The sequence below is a fragment of the Janthinobacterium sp. LS2A genome, from assembly GCF_036543145.1.
In the GTDB taxonomy this organism is placed as follows: Bacteria; Pseudomonadota; Gammaproteobacteria; order Burkholderiales; family Burkholderiaceae_D; genus Janthinobacterium; species Janthinobacterium aestuarii.
In genome coordinates this window covers 397214-414045 of the sequence record NZ_JAZHPB010000001.1, presented here as the reverse complement: position 1 = coordinate 414045, position 16832 = coordinate 397214, and the positions used below count along the sequence as shown (strand labels likewise).

The 16832-nt window shown below is 64.8% G+C and carries 16 protein-coding genes; 4 read left to right on the top strand and 12 right to left on the bottom strand.

Annotated elements, in window-relative coordinates; all coding sequences use genetic code 11:
* Window positions 1-15: 15 nt before the first annotated feature.
* Window positions 16-1545: a lysine--tRNA ligase gene (gene lysS / locus V3C40_RS01915; protein ID WP_034755402.1), complete on the top strand. Its 1530-nt coding sequence runs from the start codon at window positions 16-18 to the stop codon at window positions 1543-1545.
* Between the two features lie 73 nt (window positions 1546-1618).
* On the opposite strand, the gene V3C40_RS01910 is transcribed toward lysS, so the two are convergent.
* From V3C40_RS01910 to ppnN, 11 genes are all read right to left on the bottom strand, one after another.
* On the bottom strand, window positions 1619-2620 hold the full coding sequence (locus tag V3C40_RS01910; protein ID WP_331776338.1) for a Gfo/Idh/MocA family protein: 1002 nt from the start codon (window positions 2618-2620) through the stop codon (window positions 1619-1621).
* A gap of 11 nt (window positions 2621-2631) precedes the next feature.
* Complete coding sequence (locus V3C40_RS01905) at window positions 2632-3654, bottom strand: porin (RefSeq protein ID WP_331776337.1); 1023 nt, start codon at window positions 3652-3654, stop codon at window positions 2632-2634.
* Window positions 3655-3688: 34 nt separating this feature from the next.
* Window positions 3689-4648 carry a 2-hydroxyacid dehydrogenase gene (locus V3C40_RS01900; protein ID WP_331776336.1) on the bottom strand — a complete coding sequence of 320 codons (960 nt, stop codon included), beginning with the start codon at window positions 4646-4648 and terminating at the stop codon, window positions 3689-3691.
* A gap of 20 nt (window positions 4649-4668) precedes the next feature.
* Window positions 4669-5616 carry a sugar kinase gene (locus tag V3C40_RS01895; RefSeq protein WP_319991352.1) on the bottom strand — a complete coding sequence of 316 codons (948 nt, stop codon included), beginning with the start codon at window positions 5614-5616 and terminating at the stop codon, window positions 4669-4671.
* On the bottom strand, window positions 5613-6359 hold the full coding sequence (locus V3C40_RS01890; RefSeq protein WP_331776335.1) for a sugar phosphate isomerase/epimerase family protein: 747 nt from the start codon (window positions 6357-6359) through the stop codon (window positions 5613-5615). Before V3C40_RS01890 ends, V3C40_RS01895 begins: the two co-directional genes overlap by 4 nt.
* Window positions 6356-7090, bottom strand: coding sequence for an amino acid ABC transporter ATP-binding protein (locus V3C40_RS01885; protein ID WP_034755389.1), 735 nt, complete (start codon window positions 7088-7090; stop codon window positions 6356-6358). Before V3C40_RS01885 ends, V3C40_RS01890 begins: the two co-directional genes overlap by 4 nt.
* Window positions 7077-7727, bottom strand: a complete 651-nt coding sequence (locus V3C40_RS01880; RefSeq protein ID WP_092709435.1) for an amino acid ABC transporter permease — start codon at window positions 7725-7727, stop codon at window positions 7077-7079. The genes V3C40_RS01885 and V3C40_RS01880 overlap by 14 nt, the downstream gene beginning before the upstream one ends.
* A gap of 1 nt (window position 7728) precedes the next feature.
* Complete coding sequence (locus V3C40_RS01875) at window positions 7729-8421, bottom strand: amino acid ABC transporter permease (protein ID WP_099403128.1); 693 nt, start codon at window positions 8419-8421, stop codon at window positions 7729-7731.
* A gap of 90 nt (window positions 8422-8511) precedes the next feature.
* Complete coding sequence (locus tag V3C40_RS01870; protein ID WP_034755383.1) at window positions 8512-9318, bottom strand: transporter substrate-binding domain-containing protein; 807 nt, start codon at window positions 9316-9318, stop codon at window positions 8512-8514.
* A 209-nt stretch (window positions 9319-9527) separates the two neighbouring features.
* A complete protein-coding gene (locus tag V3C40_RS01865) occupies window positions 9528-10577 on the bottom strand; it encodes a LacI family DNA-binding transcriptional regulator (protein WP_331776334.1) in 1050 nt (349 codons plus the stop codon).
* 197 nt (window positions 10578-10774) lie between these two features.
* Window positions 10775-12145, bottom strand: coding sequence for a nucleotide 5'-monophosphate nucleosidase PpnN (ppnN, locus tag V3C40_RS01860; RefSeq protein WP_046683005.1), 1371 nt, complete (start codon window positions 12143-12145; stop codon window positions 10775-10777).
* A gap of 311 nt (window positions 12146-12456) precedes the next feature.
* Here ppnN and V3C40_RS01855 point away from each other — a divergent pair, with 311 nt between their 5' ends.
* From V3C40_RS01855 to V3C40_RS01845, 3 genes are all read left to right on the top strand, one after another.
* Entirely contained in the window at window positions 12457-13962 is a 1506-nt protein-coding gene (locus tag V3C40_RS01855) for a peptide MFS transporter (protein WP_034755379.1), read from the top strand.
* 130 nt (window positions 13963-14092) lie between these two features.
* Window positions 14093-14770: a UPF0149 family protein gene (locus tag V3C40_RS01850; RefSeq protein WP_331776333.1), complete on the top strand. Its 678-nt coding sequence runs from the start codon at window positions 14093-14095 to the stop codon at window positions 14768-14770.
* Between the two features lie 12 nt (window positions 14771-14782).
* A complete protein-coding gene (locus tag V3C40_RS01845) occupies window positions 14783-16483 on the top strand; it encodes a hypothetical protein (RefSeq protein ID WP_331776332.1) in 1701 nt (566 codons plus the stop codon).
* A gap of 23 nt (window positions 16484-16506) precedes the next feature.
* On the opposite strand, the gene V3C40_RS01840 is transcribed toward V3C40_RS01845, so the two are convergent.
* Window positions 16507-16734, bottom strand: coding sequence for a hypothetical protein (locus V3C40_RS01840; RefSeq protein WP_219329923.1), 228 nt, complete (start codon window positions 16732-16734; stop codon window positions 16507-16509).
* Window positions 16735-16832 lie beyond the last annotated feature (98 nt).

Sequence of the window (16832 nt, the reverse complement as noted above, 5' to 3'; positions counted from 1 at the left end):
CCAACGAAGAACACCATGACTACGGATATCCAAGAACAAGCCGCCGCACCCGATGAAAACAAGATCATCGCCGAGCGCCGCGTCAAGCTGGCAGCACTGCGCGAACAAGGCGTCGCCTTCCCGAACGATTTCCGCCCCGAGCACAAGGCGGCCGATCTGCACGCGCAATACGGCGGCAAGACGCGCGAAGAGCTGGAAGAAAACCCCGTACACGTGGTGCTGGCCGGCCGCATGATGCTCAAGCGCGAAGCGGGCAAGAAAGCCGCTTTCGCCACCCTGCAGGATGCATCCGGCCCGAAAGCCGACGGCCGCATCCAGATCTACGCCACCTTGGACCTCACCGGCGAAGCGGCCATGGCCGCCCTGCACCACTATGACCTGGGCGATATCCTGGGCGTGCAAGGCACCCTGTTCAAGACCAAGACGGACGAACTGACCATCAAGGTCACGGAACTGCGTCTGATCACCAAGTCGCTGCGCCCGCTGCCGGACAAATTCCACGGCCTGGCCGACCAGGAAACGAAGTACCGCCAGCGCTACGTCGACCTGATCATGAACGAAGAGACGCGCCGCACCTTCAAGGCACGTACCGCCGCCATCTCGTCGATCCGCCGCTTCATGGAAAAGAACGAGTTCATGGAAGTGGAAACGCCGATGCTGCACACGATCCCTGGCGGCGCGGCGGCAAAGCCGTTCATCACGCACCACAATGCGCTCGACATGCAGATGTTCCTGCGTATCGCGCCCGAGCTGTACCTGAAGCGCCTGGTCGTGGGCGGCTTCGACCGTGTGTTCGAGATCAACCGCAACTTCCGCAACGAAGGCGTGTCGATCCGTCACAATCCTGAATTCACGATGATGGAATTCTACGCGGCCTACACCGACTACAAATGGCTGATGGATTTCACGGAAGCCGTCATCCGTCAGGCCGCCATCGATGCGCACGGCACCGCCACCCTGACCTACGGCGGCCGCGAGCTGGACCTGGCAAAACCGTTCCACCGCCTGACCATCGTCGAAGCGATCAACAAGTACGCGCCGGGCTACACGCCGGAGCAGCTGAACGATGCGGACTTCATCAAGGAAGAGCTGAAGAAATTCGGCGTCAAGCCGTTCGCCACGGCCGGTCTGGGCGCGCTGCAACTGGCGCTGTTCGAAGAAACGGCTGAAGCACAGCTGTGGGAACCGACCTACATCATCGACTACCCGGTCGAAGTGTCGCCACTGGCGCGCGCGTCCGACACGGTGGCCGGCATCACCGAACGTTTTGAATTGTTCATGGTGGGCCGCGAAATCGCCAACGGCTTCTCCGAGTTGAACGACGCGGAAGACCAGTCGGCCCGCTTCCTGGCACAAGTGGCCGCCAAGGACGCCGGCGATGAAGAGGCGATGTTCTACGACGCCGACTACATCCGCGCGCTGGAATACGGCATGCCGCCAGCCGGCGGCTGCGGCATCGGCATCGACCGCCTGATGATGATCATCACGGATTCGCCGAACATCCGCGACGTCCTTCTGTTCCCTCATCTGCGCCGCGAAGAGTAATCACGGAGGCAAGCCAATAAAAAGCCGCCTGATTTTGCGATCAGGCGGCTTTTTTTACTGATGCGGCCTGCTATCAGCCGGCCACGGTCACGCGCTGGTGGCTGCGGCTGGCCTGCTGCGCCGCCAATGCCGTGGCCAGCGCGCGCATGCCGTCGTCACCCGTGGCGGCCGGCTGTCCTTCGCCGCGCATGGCGCGCTGGAAGGCGCGCACCGAGCGCACGTACAGGTTTTCATGCTCGACGGGGATATCGATGCTGCCGCCGTCGCGCGTCAGGCTGATGGTGCCGACGGGGCGCTGCGTCATCACGCCGGTGGCGAAGATGGTGCCCTTGGTGCCGATGATTTCCACTCCGGACAGCGAATGCGGCGCGTTGAACGCGTCGTGCACCTGCACCAGGGCGCCGTTGTCGAACTCGATGACGGCCATCAGACCCTCTTCCAGCCCGGCCACCGTCATGCCGCCGCTGGTGGCGCAGGCCGTGACGTGGCGCGGTTCAGAGTCGAGCAGGAAGCGCAAGGTGTCGACATCGTGCACGAACATGTCGAGCGTGACGCCGCCCGACTCCGGCGCATCCAGGCGCCAGCCGCGCAGGTGCTGCGGCAGGTTGTTCGCGTGCAGCACGCGGCCATACAGGGGCTGGCCGATCTCGCCGGCGCGTATCAGCTCGCGCACCTTGCCGTGGCTGGCCGCGTTGCGCAGGTGGTGGTTAATCCCCAGCACCACGCCCGCTTCGGCGCAGCCGTCGACCATGCGGCGGGCGTCTTCCAGGTTCAGCGCCAGCGGCTTTTCGCACAGCACGTGCTTGCCCGCGCGCGCCGCCTGCAAGGTCTGCGCCATGTGCAGCTCATTGGTGGTGCTGATATATACGGCATCCGCGCCCGGATGCGCGAGCGCCGCATCGAGGTCCGTGTAGCTGGCGGCGATGCCGAACTGTTCGGCAAAGGCGGCGCCGCGCGCGGCATCGCGGCTGACCACGGCCAGCACTTCGGCGTCGCCCTGCTGGCGGATCGCGTCGACCATCCATTCGCGCGCCACGGTGCTGGCGCCGACCAGTATCCATCCGATTTTCTTCATTCGATTCTCCCTTAAAAAGTGTGGCGCAGGCCGAGGTTCCAGGCCTGGTTGCCGGTGCCGTTGTCGGTGGCGTTGCCAACCACATAGGCGGCGCCGTTGCGGTTGTCGATGTGCGCGTAGGCAGCATACAAGGTGCTGCGTTTCGACAGCGCATAGGTGTAGCCGATGCCGATCTGCGTAGCGTCGCCGTTGGCGGCGCGCATGTCGTCGCGCCGCACGTACGAGAACAGGACTCTGTGCGGCCCGACAGGCACTGTGGCGCCCAGCATCAGGTCCGCGCTGTCGACCGTGGTGGCGGCGCCCGCCGTGCTCTTGCTGACGGCGACGGCACCATGCGCCTTGACCACGCCGAAGTCCCAGGTGGCGCCCAGCACCGTGTTCCTCGCCCTGCCCGCCACCAGCGCGGTCGACAGCGTATTGGCGTCCTGGTGCGCCATGCGCACATACAGCGGCCCGCTGGCATAGGTGGCCGCCGCGCCCGCGTAGCGTTTGGCCGAGGCGTCGCCCGGTACTTCACCGAAGCCGTACGCCAGTTCGCCGGAAAGGCCGCCTCGCACGGGCGAGCTGTAGGTGATGCTGTTATCGACCCGACTGATGTAGCCGGCCGTGAAGACATTGCTTATCCTGCCCGCGAAACCCAGGTAAAACGGGTCCAGCGCCCCCAGACTGCTGTCGATGAACGTGTACTGGCGGCCCAGCCGCAGCGTACCCGCCGCGCCGCTCAAGCCGACGAAAGCCTGGCGTCCGAACAGCAGGCCGCCCTGGGCCGATGCGCCCGTGTCGGCCAGGATGCCCGCATCAAACGTAAATATCGCCGTCATGCCGCCGCCCAGGTCTTCGCTGCCCTTGAAACCGAGCCGCGAGCCATTGGCGATGCCGCTCGTCAGCTTGAGCACCCTGCCGCCGGGGCCGCCGTTCTCGGACACCACGCCCAGGTCCGCGATGCCGTACATGGTCACGTTCGACTGCGCGCTACACAGGCCGCCGCAGGCCCCGGCACCGATGATCATTGCCCTTGCTACCTTGTTCTTCATGTCTTTCCCTGTCTATTTTTTATTGATACTGCTCTTAACCGACGAGGTAGCGAGGACGCTCGCCGCGCAGGCCGGCCAGCAGGTTGTCCACGGCCTGCTGCGCCATGGCGTAGCGCGTTTCATGCGTGGCCGAGCCGATATGCGGCAGCGCCACCACGTTGGCCATGTGCGGCAGCGGATTGTCCGGCGCCAGCGGTTCGCGCTCGAACACGTCGAGACCGGCGCCGTGGATGGTGCCCTGCCGCAGCGCCTCGATCAGCGCCGCCTCGTCGACGATGCGCCCGCGCGAACCGTTGATGAAGATGGCGCCGGGGCGCATCAGCGCGAACTCGCGCCGGCCCATCATGCGTTCCGTTTGCGCCGTCAGCGGCAGCACCACGCAGACGAAATCGGAGCCGGCCAGCAAGTCGTCGAGCGCCACCTGGCGCGCGCCCAGCGCCGCCTCCACTTCGGGCACCACCTCGCCATTCACGTACAGCACCTGCATGCCGAAGCCCAGCGCGGCGCGGCGGGCGACGGCGCGGCCGATGCGGCCCATGCCCAGCATGCCGATGGTCTTGCCGTGCACGTTGACGCCGTACTGGCTCTCGCCCACGCTGCGCGTCCAGCGGCCCGCTTTGACGAATTCGGCCAGTTCGACGACGCGCCGCGCGCTGGCGAGGATCAGCGCGAAGATCGTGTCGGCCGTCGTTTCCGTCAGCACGTCCGGCGTATTGGCCAGCAAGATGCCCCGTTCGCGCAGGTAATCGACGTCGAACTGGTCGACGCCCACGGAAATGGTGGAAATGATGCGCAGGTCGACGGCCGGGTCCAGCAGTTCGCGGTCCAGGCGCACGCTGGCGCCCAGCAAGCCATGCGCGCTGCGGATGGCGGCGGCGAACGCGGCGCGGTTGCCCGCGTCGATCGCCTCGAAATACGTCACCTCGCATTCGGCGCGCAGGCGCGCCAGCAACGGCTCGGCCAGCTTTTTATAGACAACCACATGTTTTTTCACGAGTGTTTCCCCTGTTCGGTTCAAGATGGGACCAGCGCGTCGAGCTGGGCGCGGGTCGGCAAGCCTTCCATGTCGCCGGCCACCTGAATGGCAAAAGCGCCGACCCGGTTGCCGCGCCCTACCGCCTGCGCCAGCGGCAAGCCTTCCAGCAAGGCGCTGACCAGGCCGGCCGCGAAGCCGTCGCCGGCGCCCACCGTGTCGACCACCTTGGCCACGCGCTCGCCCGCCACCATGCCGCTGTCGCCATCGGCCGTGCGGTAATAGGCGCCCTCGGCGCCCAGCTTGATGACCACCAGGCGCGCGCCCTGCTGCAGATAAAAGCCGGCGACGTCGTGCGGCAGGTCGTGGCCGGTGAGGATTTTCCCCTCCCCCAGGCCGGGCAGCACCCAGTCCGCCTTGGCGGCGAGGCGGTTGATCTGCTCGACCATGACGGCCTGCGACGGCCACAGCGAGGGCCGCAGGTTCGGATCGAACGACACGGTGCGGCCGTTGGCACGCATGAAATCGAGCGCCTGGCCGGCGAACGCCAGGCTGGTCCCGGACAGCGCCGCGGCCACGCCCGTGGCGTGCAAATGGCGCGCGGACAGGAAATAGGCGGGGTCGAAGTGCTCGGGCGCCAGCCGGCTGGCGGCGGAACCCTTGCGGAAGTATTCGACCAGCGGGTCGGCGCCGTTCTCGGCCTTTTCCTTGAGCAGGAAGCCGCTGGACTGGCCGGCGACGGCGACGACCCGGCTGCAATCGACGCCCTCGGCCTGCACGCTGGCGCGGATGAAGCGGCCGAACGAGTCGTCGCCCACGCGGCTCAGCCAGCCGACTTTCAAGCCCAGGCGCGCCAGGCCGATGGCGACATTCGTCTCGGCGCCGGCCAGGCGGCGCGTAAAGTGCGCCACGGCGGCCAGGTCGCCCGTTTGCTCGGCAACGAACATCGCCATCGCCTCGCCATAGGTAACAACGTCGAGCTTCATCATGCAGCCTCCAGTATCTGAATATAGCGACCCGTTTCGGCCACCAGGTCGGCGCCTTCGAGCGGGAATTCGATGGCCCGCTGCACGCCCGGCGCAAAGTGCGCAAAGACGGCGCGCCAGGCGGGATCGGCGTCGGAGACGGCGCAGGCGGACAGCCGGCCCCCGTCATCGAGAACCGCCTTGCAATGCACATAGCGCACGTACGGCGCCAGCAGGCGCGCCGCCTGCTGCGCGTCCTCGCCCACCCAGCGCCAGTTGCCGATGTCGAAGGTCAGCCCCACGGGCAGCCCGATGTCGCGCGCCGCCGCCAGGAAGCGCGCCATCGTCGCCAGTTTGCCGCCGTGGGCCGTCTGGTCGTTTTCCACCAGCAGCGCCACGGGTGCGGCCTCCAGCTGCGCCTTCAAGGCCGGCAAGTCCGGCACGGCCGGGTAATGGCCCAGCGACACCTTCAAGTAACGCGCGCCCAGGCGCGCCGCCTCGTCCAGCATCTGCCGCAGCAGTTCTTGCTGCAGCTGCCCGTGCGCGTCCCACAATTCGATGGGCGTGGAATACACGCAGTACAGGCCGCGCGCGGCCACCGCCGCGCCCATGCGCGCCAGGTCCGGCAAGTCGGACGTAAACAGTTCGCGGCGGATCTCGATGCCGGCGCCACCCGCATCGGCCACCACGTCGATGAAATGGCTTTGCCCCAGCTGCCTTACCCTGCTTGCGCCGTAGGCCGACGCCGCCACCAGGACGGGGCTCACTTGATCGCTCCCGCGCCGACGAACTGGCGCGCTTCGGGCGTTTGCGGGTTGCTGAAAAAGGCTTCCGACGGCCCGCTTTCCCACACCAATCCCTGGTGCATGAAGACGGTGACGTCGGCCATGCGCCGCGCGAACTCCATCTCGTGCGTCACCAGGAGCATCGTCATGCCCGCCTGCGCCAGCTCTTCCATCACCTTCAGCACTTCCTGCGTCAGTTCCGGGTCGAGCGCCGACGTCACTTCGTCGAACAGCATCACTTGCGGCTCCATCGCCAGCGAACGGGCGATCGCCACGCGCTGCTGCTGGCCGCCCGACAGCTGCTCGGGATAGGCTTCGCGCTTGTGGTCCAGACCCACCTGCTTGAGCACGCGCAGCGCCGTGGCGCGGCCCTGCGCATCGGGTACTTTCTTGACGATGCGCGGCGCCAGCATGACGTTTTCTTCCACGGTCAGGTGGGGAAACAGGTTGTAGCTCTGGAAGACCATGCCGACGTCCTTGCGCAAGTCGAGCAGGTGTTCCTGGCGCGCCGTCAGCGTGTGGCCGGCCACGACGATGCTGCCGCTGTCGATGGTTTCCAGGCCGTTGATACAGCGCAGCATGGTGCTCTTGCCGGAGCCGCTGCGGCCGATCACGGCGATCACCTGGCCACGCTCGACGGCGAACGACACGCCCTTGAGCACGTGATTGGCGCCGAAGCTCTTGCTGATATTGTCGATTTCAACGATGGGCATGGAATTTCCTTTCCAGTGAATGGCTGTAGCGCGACAGCGGATAGCACATCGCGAAGTAGATCAGGGCGACGATGGGGAAGACGATGAACGGCAGGAAGGTCGCATTGCTGACCAGTTGCCCTGCCCGCGTCAGTTCCACCACACCGATGATCGAGGTAATCGACGTGTTCTTGATGATCTGCACCATGAAGCCCACCGTCGGCGGCAGCGAATGGCGCAGCGCCTGCGGCAGGATGACGTAGCGCAGCTGCTGGTAGCGGTTCAGCGCCAGCGCGGCCGATGCTTCCCACTGCTGCCGCTGCACGCCTTCGATGCAGCCGCGCCAGATCTCGCCCAGGTAGGCGCTGGCGAAGATCGTCATCGCCGCGCCGGCCGCGATGACCGGCGACAGCTTGTAGCCGAACAGGGCCAGGCCGTAATAGGTCAGGAACAGCACGATCAGCACGGGCGTGCCCTGGACCAGCTGGATGTACAGCGCGCTGATGCAGCGCAGGAACGGACTGCGCGCCGTGCGCAGCAGCGCCACCGCGAAGCCGGCGATGCCGCCCGTGACGAAGACGATCAGCGACAGGCCGATGGTCCAGCGCGTGGCCTCGAGCAGGAATTGCAGGTTATCCCAGGAAAAATCACTGATCATGTCATGCTCCCATGCGCGCCGCGCCCAGACGGCGGCGGCGTTTGAAGACGATCTGGCCCAGCACCCAGAAGCTGAAGCGGAACAGCAGGGCCAGCAGGATGTACAGCACCATCACGACGATGTAGATCTCGAAGCTGCGGAAGGTTTCCGAGTCGAGCAGGTGGGCGGCGGCAGTCAGCTCCTCGGCGGAAATGGCCGACACGACGCTCGAGGCCAGCATCATCAAGGTGAACTGGCTGGCCAGCGCCGGATAGACTTTTTCCAGCGCCGGCAGCAGCACCACGTGGCGCATCACCTGCCAGCGCGTCATGCCCAGGGCTTGGGCCGCCTCGAGCTGCGACGGATGCACGGCGCCGATGCCGGCCCGCACGATCTCGGCCGCATAGGCGCCCAGGTTGACCGTCATGGCGACGAGCGCGGCGCCGTTCGCGTCGAGCTGCAGGCCCAGCGACGGCAAGCCGAAGTAGATGATGAACAGCTGCACCAGGAACGGCGTGCTGCGGATGATCTCGACATAGGCGCGCACCACCGCGCGGGCATAGGCGGGACCGTTCTTCAGGATGACGGCGGCGCACACGCCCACCGCCAGCCCCAGCACCATCGACAGGGCGCTCAGGCGTATCGTCAGCGCCGCGCCCCACAACAGGCGGTCCAGCGACTGCATGACGAGTTCGAAATGAAATTCATACGGCATACTCAACTCCTTTCTACGTGCGCATCCCCGGCTGCGCCACCATGGCGGCGCGCCGTGCGGACGAGCACTATCGCTGTGCGGGTGGCGGTATCAGAAGGTTGGCAGCGCCGGCAGCGGCGCGCCGCTCCACTTGCGCGCGATGGCATCGAGTTCGCCGTTCAGCTTGACGTAGTAGATGAAGTTGTTGAGCCACTGGTGCAGCTCGAAGTCGCCGCGGCGCACGGCCATCGAGTTCGGTTGCAGCGAGTAGGAGAAGCGGACCTCGATCTTGCCCGCGCCGCGCGTCTTGATGATGTCGAGCGCCATCGTGCTGGGAATCGAGACGGCGTCGACCTGCTTGCTGAGCAAGGCCTGGGTCACGGTGGCGTCATCCTCGAAACGCACGATGCTGGTGCCGGCAGGCGCCATGCGGCTCAGCGCCGTGTCATTCGTGGTGCCGCGCGTCACGCCCACCTTCTTGCCCTTCAAGTCGGCCAGGGCCTTGAATTTTCCGCCGACCGGGGCGACGATGGCCAGCTCGAACGCGCTGTAGGGCATGGTGAACATCAGGGTCTTGGCCCGTTCCGGCGTGGGCGCCAGGGTCGCCACGAGGAAGTCGACCTTGCCCGATTCCAGCGACGGCACGCGCGACGGCGCCGTCAGCGGGACGATTTCCACGGGCAGGTTCAGGTATTTGCCGATCAGGTTGGCGACGTCGACGTCATAGCCGACGGGCACGCCCTTGGCGTCGATGCTGCCAAACGGCGGCGTGCCGCTGACCACGCCGATGGTCAGCTTGCCTTTCTTGATCAGGTCGCCAAGCGTCTGGGCGCCGGCGTCGGCCGCCGCACCCAAGGCGCATGTTGCTGCCAGCGCGCAGGCCACGAATTTCGCGTAAAACAGTGTCGTCATCTTCATGCTTCAGTCTCCTGTGATCCCGGTACCGGCCTCGTCGAGGCGCTTCCGGGAATATTGTCAAATGGACGATTTATTTCGTCTCTTGCCATGTTGCACCAACCTCCTGCCATTGCCCTGCCAGCCTATCCATGCCCCTTTCCAGTGTGAATACAATCTATGAAACCGGTTCCATAACTTTCCCAAAAAAAAGGGCAAGGCCCTCTTCCCCGTCAGTCGCCGCCCCGGGTGGAGTTGCGCACGATCAGCTTGCCAGGCAACAGAACCTCGCGCGGCGGGCACTGCTCGCCCTGCAGGCGCGACAGCATGCACGTCATCGCCGAAAACCCGATCTCGTATGTCTGCTGCTCGATCGTGCTCAGGCCCGCCAGCGGCGACCATGGCAATTCGTCAAAGCCCAGCAAGCCCACGTCCTGCGGCATGCGCAATGCGAGGCGCTGCAGCATCAGTGCCAGTTCCAGCGCCACCATGCCGTTCGAGGCCAGCAGCGCCACCCGGCGGCCGCGCCATTGCGCCAGGCATAGACGCACCTGCGCATCGATGGAGGGCCGGTCGTCCAGGTCCACCGCCAGTACTTCGCCCACGCAGCCCGGATGCTCGGCCATCACGGACTGGAAACCGTCGGCGCGCATCAGGCGCGAACTGACGCCAGTCAAGGGCGGCGCAACGAAGGCGATGGCGTCGAAACCCTGCTCGATCAGGTGCGCCGTGGCCAGCCGGCCCGCCTGCACATTGTCCAGGCCCACCAGGTCGAAATCGGCGCCCTCGATGCGGCGGTCGACCAGCACGATGGGCATGTCCGCCTGCTGCAAGTCGGACGACTCGATATTGCGTCCCTGCGTGTTGACGATCAGCCCTTCCACGCTGTACGAGCGCAGCGCGGCCAGCGACTGGCGTTCGCGCTGTTCGTCATTGCCGGTATTACATAAAATCAAGGTATAGCCATGCTGCTGACAAGCCGCTTCCACGCCTTGCAGCACGGCCACCGTGTAGGGATTGAGCATGTCCGCCACGACCATGCCGATCAAACGCGTGCGTCCCCGCTTGAGGCCGCGCGCCATCTGGTTCGGCTGGTAGCCGAGGCGCGCGATGGTGCTGGTGATCTGCTGGCGGATGTTCTCGGACAGCGCATCGAGTTCACCGCCGAGAAAGCGCGACACGCTCGTCTTCGACACGCCCGCCTCGCGCGCCACCTGGGCGATGGTCACGGGCCGCGCCGGCTCGCCGGAAACTGTTTTTTTATTGCCGCTTACTGAATCCAAGCTTGTTCTCCACTACCTGTTGACCTGCATATTTTTATTTTGGAACCGGTTCCAAAGATAGCACCCACGAATCGATGACGCAAGCGATTTGATTGCCTGTGGCGGCGAAGGAACAAGATGGGGCATCAATGGAAAAGCGCCGCCCGCCCCCCCCCGGCAAACGCAGGGAGCGGGCGGCGCGGTGGTTTCAAGACTGTTTACTGGACCACGGTGTAGCACGGCACATATGCCGTACCCGCCAGTTTCATGCGGTGCTGCGCCACGAAGGAAGCGAGCAGCGCATCCATGGGGCCGGCGATGGATTTGTCGCCGTGGATCTCGAAGTTGCCGTACTTTTCGATAGAACGGATGCCGTCATCCTTGACGTTGCCCGCCACCACGCCCGAGAACGCGCGGCGCAGCTGGGCCGCCAGCAAATGCGTGGGCTGGTTCTTGTGCAGGCTCAGGTTGCGCATGTTTTCATGCGTGGGCTGGAACGGTTTCTGGAACTCGTGGTCTATCTTCAACAGCCAATTGAAGTAATACGCGTCGCTGTGCGCCTTGCGGAATTCGCGCACCTGACGGATGCCTTCGAGCATTTCGCGCGCCACCAGTTCCGGGTCGTCGATGATGATCTTGTAGCGCTGCTGCGCTTCCGGGCCCAGGGTGTCGTGGATGAACTGGTTGATTTGCACGAAGTATTCGCGCGACGTTTCCGGGCCCGTGAAGATCAGCGGGAAAGGAATCTCGGCATTGTCCGGATGCAGCAGGATGCCGAGGATATACAGAATCTCTTCGGCCGTGCCCGCGCCGCCGGGGAACACCACGATGCCGTGGCCGGCGCGCACGAACGCTTCCAGGCGCTTTTCGATGTCCGGCATGATGACGAGGTCATTGACGATGGGGTTCGGCGACTCGGCCGCGATGATGCCCGGCTCGGTGATGCCCAGGTAGCGGCCATTGTGCAGGCGCTGCTTGGCGTGGCCGATGGTGGCGCCCTTCATGGGGCCCTTCATGGCGCCGGGACCGCAGCCGGTGCAGATGTCGAGGCCGCGCAAGCCCAGCTGGTAGCCCACTTCCTTCGAATAGTTGTATTCGGCGCGGTTGATCGAGTGGCCGCCCCAGCACACGACCAGGTTCGGGTTGAGCTGGGTTTGCAGCACGTTGGCGTTGCGCAGGATATGGAAGACGGCGTCCGTCACGCCTTCCGTGCTCTGCAAGTCGAATTTCGGGTTGCCCGTCACTTCATCGCTGACGAAGATGATGTCGCGCAGCACGGCAAACAGGTGCTCGTGGATGCCCTTGATCATCTTGCCGTCGACAAAGGCGATGGCCGGCGCGCCCTTGATGTCGAGCTTGATGCCGCGCTCGCGCTGGATAATCGAGATTTCAAACGACTGGTAGCGCTCCAGCAGGGCGCGGCCATCGTCGATGGTGCTGCCGCAATTCAAGACCGCCAGCGCGCAGCGGCGGAAGGTGTTGTACAGGCCGCCCTGGCTGGTGTCGAGCAGTTTGTTGACTTCAGTCTTGGAGAGCACGTCCAGGCGGCCTTCCGGTGAAACCAGAGTATCGATAACGTCGTGTTCCATAATGCGAAAAATCCCTTTAAAAATCGATGCTCGAAGGTCTTGCAGCCTTAATATACGACAAGTCAGGCAAGTTGTGCTGTGCTGCCGCAAAATCGCCGGGCCCACCCTTGCCTGCAAACCGGTTTGACTAATATGAAACAGTCATTCTTGCTAATGCGAATCGAAACCTTCGCTCAGCGCAATTTGTAGATTAGAATGCCAGCCTATTGGAATTCCCGTGCGTGAGGTTCTTCATGAGAGTCCCCGCCGCCCGCAGACTTCCATAAGTTTGTTGTATCGATTGACTATAATAATTTTTCAGGAGGAACCGCATGAGCGGTGCGACTACGCCCAACAAGGAAGCCGTTATTCCCGAGTTCAAGCAGATTATGGGCCATCCAAGCCCATTGTGGATGTTGTTCATGACTGAATTCTGGGAGCGCTTCGCGTTCTACGGAGTTCGCTGGGCGCTGGTCCTGTACATCGTGGCCCAGTTCCACGCTGGCGACGGTTCGGGACAGGCAGCGGCCAACCTTACCTACGGTTCCTTCCTCGCGCTGGTGTACGCCGGCGCCCTGTTCGGCGGCTACATCGCCGACCGTGTCATCGGTTACCAGCGCTCGATCCTGCTGGGCGCCGTCTTCATGGCTGCCGGCCTGTTCTGCATCTCGGTACCGAACCAGGACATCTTCAACCTGGGCCTGGCCACCATGATCGTCGGCAACGGCATGTTCAAACCGAACATTTCGACCATGGTCGGCAAGCTGTACACGACAGCCGATCCGCGCCGCGACAGCGGCTTCACGATCTTCTACATGGGTATCAACATGGGCGCCATGGTCGCGCCCGTCTTCACCCAGTGGCTGGCCGAGTCGATCTTCGGCACCAGCGCCATGCCATCGTACAAGATGGTCTTCATGGCATCCGGTTTCGGCATGCTGATCAGCCTGGTATGGTTCGCCATCGGCCGCCGCGCCCTGAAAGGCATCGGCGCTCCTGAAGCCGGTTCCGGCAACCCGATGCGCGTCGTCTGGGTGGCCGTCGGTTCCCTGTGCGTGATCCCGCTGATGTACTTCCTGCTGACCGTCGGCGCTGAAAAGCTGCAAATCGTCCTGACCGTGCTCTTCGTCGGCCTGGCCGTGATGCTGATGATCGAAGGCATACGCAACGGTAAAGTTGCGCGTGACCGCGTCATCGCCATGCTGCTGATCTTTGTCTTCAACATCCTGTTCTGGATGTTCTTCGAACAGGCAGGCAGCTCGTTTACCTTCCTGGCCGACAAGATCGTCAACCGCGACCTGGGCTTCTGGATCTTCCCGACCGCCTACTTCCAGACCGTCAATTCGGTCGCCATCATCGTCTTCGCGCCGATCATCGCCGCCATCTGGGTTTTCCTGGCGCGCCACAACGTCAATCCTTCGATTCCGCGCAAATTCGGCCTGGGCTTGCTGGGCAATGCGCTGGCCTTCGGCCTGCTGATCTTCGCTCTGTCGAGCCTGGTTGGCGCCGATAACAAGATCCCGTTCTGGACCCTGACCACCGTGTACGTGCTGCAATCGATCGGCGAGCTGTGCCTGTCGCCTATCGGCCTGTCGATGGTCACCAAGCTGGCGCCAGTGCGCCTGGTCGGCCTGGGCATGGGCGGCTGGTTCCTGTCGACCGGTATCGGCAACAACCTGTCGGGCATCTTCGCCAGCCACGTCAGCGGCACCAGCGGCATGTCGGTGCAGTCGGCCCTGTCCGGCTACACCTTCGGCTTCTGGTCCCTGCTGGGCGCCGGTGTCGTGCTGTTCCTGATCGCACCGCTGATCAACAAACTGATGCACGGCGTGAAGTAAGCTTCTGCCTTAGCTGACAACGGCGGCCTGCGGGCCGCCGTTTTTCATTCCAGCGCCAGTTTTTTCCCGGTCGGGCGGTACAATACGGCCAGGGCCGCCGGCCACTCCACCCACATCACCAAAGAATATTATGTCCAGCATCTCCACCACCACGCCCCTCTCCGACGACGAATACGCCGAACTCGACACCCTGCTGGCCGCGCCAGCGCTGGACAACCGCGCCATGGATGTATCGATGCTGGAAGGTTTTCTCACGGCCGTCGCCCTGAGCCCGAAACAGATCGCGCCGGAACAGTGGCTGCCGTGGGTGTGGGACAAGGCGGCCGGCAGCGCCTTGCCAGCACAGGACGAGGCCGGCGAACGGGCGGCCAGCCTGGCACGGCGCCACCACGCCTACATGGTCGAATGGCTGGCGAAGGACCCGGACAGCTTCGAGCCCATCTACGTCTGCGGCCCCGAATGGAGCGTGCCCGCCTGGTGCGCCGGTTTCATCCTGGGCACGAGCCTGGACAAGCCCCAGTGGGCGGCCTTGGCCGTCAGCCACCCTGAGTACCTGGCGCCATTCCAGCACCTGGCCACGGCCAGCGAACTCGATGACGATGCAGCCGAAACGGCCATGGATGGCGTGATTCCCGCCGTCATCGCCATCAACGCGGCCTGGGCGCGCCAGCGCCACCTGAAGCAAAGCCAGCCCGGCGCCACCGTGCTGCGCGAACTGCCGAAGACGGGCCGCAACGACCCGTGCCACTGCGGCAGCGGCAAGAAGTACAAGAAATGCTGTGCCGACGCCGATAGCGCGGCCGCCTAAGACGGTATCTCCTTGCGCCAGCTGCTGACGGCCACCCTGCGCTTCCTGCTGCGCCACGCGCTGCAGTTCGCGCTGTTCATCGTCATCCTGCTGGCCGGACGCCTGCTGCTGGCCGAATGGCGCGCCTACAGCGCCGGCAGCGAGGCCGTGGCCGCACTGAGGCTGGCCGCCGACGGCGCCGATCATCATGGCGCCGGCATGGCCGCTGCCGCCACGGCGCGGGTCAACGCCTTGCAAAAGGCCTCGCAAGCGGCCATCGCCACGCGCCTGGCGCAAGTGCAGGTGCAATTGACCACCTTGCGCGCGCGGCAGCAACCATCGCTGTTTACGCTTCCCCTGCCCGACACGACCACCCTGGCCCTGCACGCGCAGGAGGAAGCCACGCGCCGCGTGGAGATCGAAGTGCTGGCGCAGGAAGCCCGCTATCTGACGGCCCTGCAAGCGGCGATCAGTGGCGAAGATGCGCGGCAGACCCTGGCGCGCCTGCACGCGGAACATGTGCGCGCGTATGCGGCGCTGCAAGCCAACCTGCGCCAGCGCCGGCAACTGGAAGCGCAGCACCCGCTGGCCACCCGCCTGCCCGGCAGCGACGCCTATGCGCAGCTGTCGCAGCTCGAAGCGCAAGGCCAGCACCTGCGCGAGATCAACCTGCAAGCGTATCAGGCCTGGACAGCGCAGCGCGCGCGCAGCAGCGCCAGCCACTCTGCCCGCCCCGCCCCATTCGCCATCGACACGCAAGCCTTGGCCGGTGCGCTGGCGCCCGTGCAAAAAGCCATCGCGGCCGGCGAAACGCAGCTGGCGCGCAACTGGATCGCCCGCTGGCGCGCGCCCGTCATGGACGTGGCGCCCACGGCCGCCCTGCTGGTGCTGTCGGCCATTTTGCTGCCCGTGGCGATCAAGGCCTTCTTTTACTTCGTGCTGGCGCCCATCGCTGCCCGTTTGCCGCCGCTGTCGATCGCGCGCGAGCTGCAGATGGCGGGCAGCTCCCTCCCCTTGCCGCCGCATGGCGAATCGCGCATTTCCGCCGTCTCGCAGGGCTTGCTGCTGCAGCGCGGGCAGCGGATGCTGATCCACCCCGAATACCTGCAATCGTCGCCCGTCAGCACACGCAAGCGCACGCAATGGCTGCTGGACTGGCGCTTCCCGTTCACCAGCCTGGCCGCCGGCATGGTGGCGCTGACCCGGCTGGAAAGCGGCGAGCCGGCATCCGTGACGATATCCGCCAGCGACGACCCGCTGCTGGAAGTGGCCATCGTCCACCTGCCGGCCGGCAGCGCATTGGTATTCCAGCCGCGGGGCCTGGTCGGATTGATTGCCGATGCGGGCCAGCCTCTGGCGATCAGCAGCCACTGGCGCCTGGGCAGCCTGCACGCCTGGCTCACCCTGCAGCTGCGCTTCATCGTCTTTCGCGGCCCCGTCACCCTGATCGTGCGCGGCTGCCGCGGCGTGCGCCTGGAGCGGGCCGGCCAGGGACGCTCGATCAGCCAGTCCGCCACCCTGGGTTTCAGCACCGACGTGCTGTACTCGACGATACGCAGCGAAACCTTCATCCCCTATCTGCGCGGCCAGCAGGCGCTGCTCAACGACCGCTTCGACGGCGGCAACGGCGTCTACCTGTACGAAGAAACCCCGCGCCACGGCAAGCAGCCGGGCAAGGTGGGCAGCTGGTTCGAGGGTTTCACGGACGCGATCTTGAAAGTGTTCGGCATCTAGCCGGAGAAACAATGCGCTGCCGGCTACGCCGCAATCGAATGCGACACCGTCAGCCACTCGCCCGGCCGCAGATTCGCCGCCGCCTCGCGCGTGGCCAGCACGCTGTCGGGGTCCAGGTCGGAGCGTTTCAGCTTGTAGGAATAGGCGAAATCATCGGCATCGAATGCCTGCCCCGCCTTGACGTAATACTTGAAGCCGACAAAGGAATCGGGATTGGTGACGACCGAGTACTCAAGCGTGACATTGTTCATGGCGGGCCTCGTCAACGGTGGTGAGACATCCATTATGCGTCAATTCCGGTCGCGGCGATGCGGCGGCTGATCCTTGCGGCAAGTCAATAGCCGTGCCG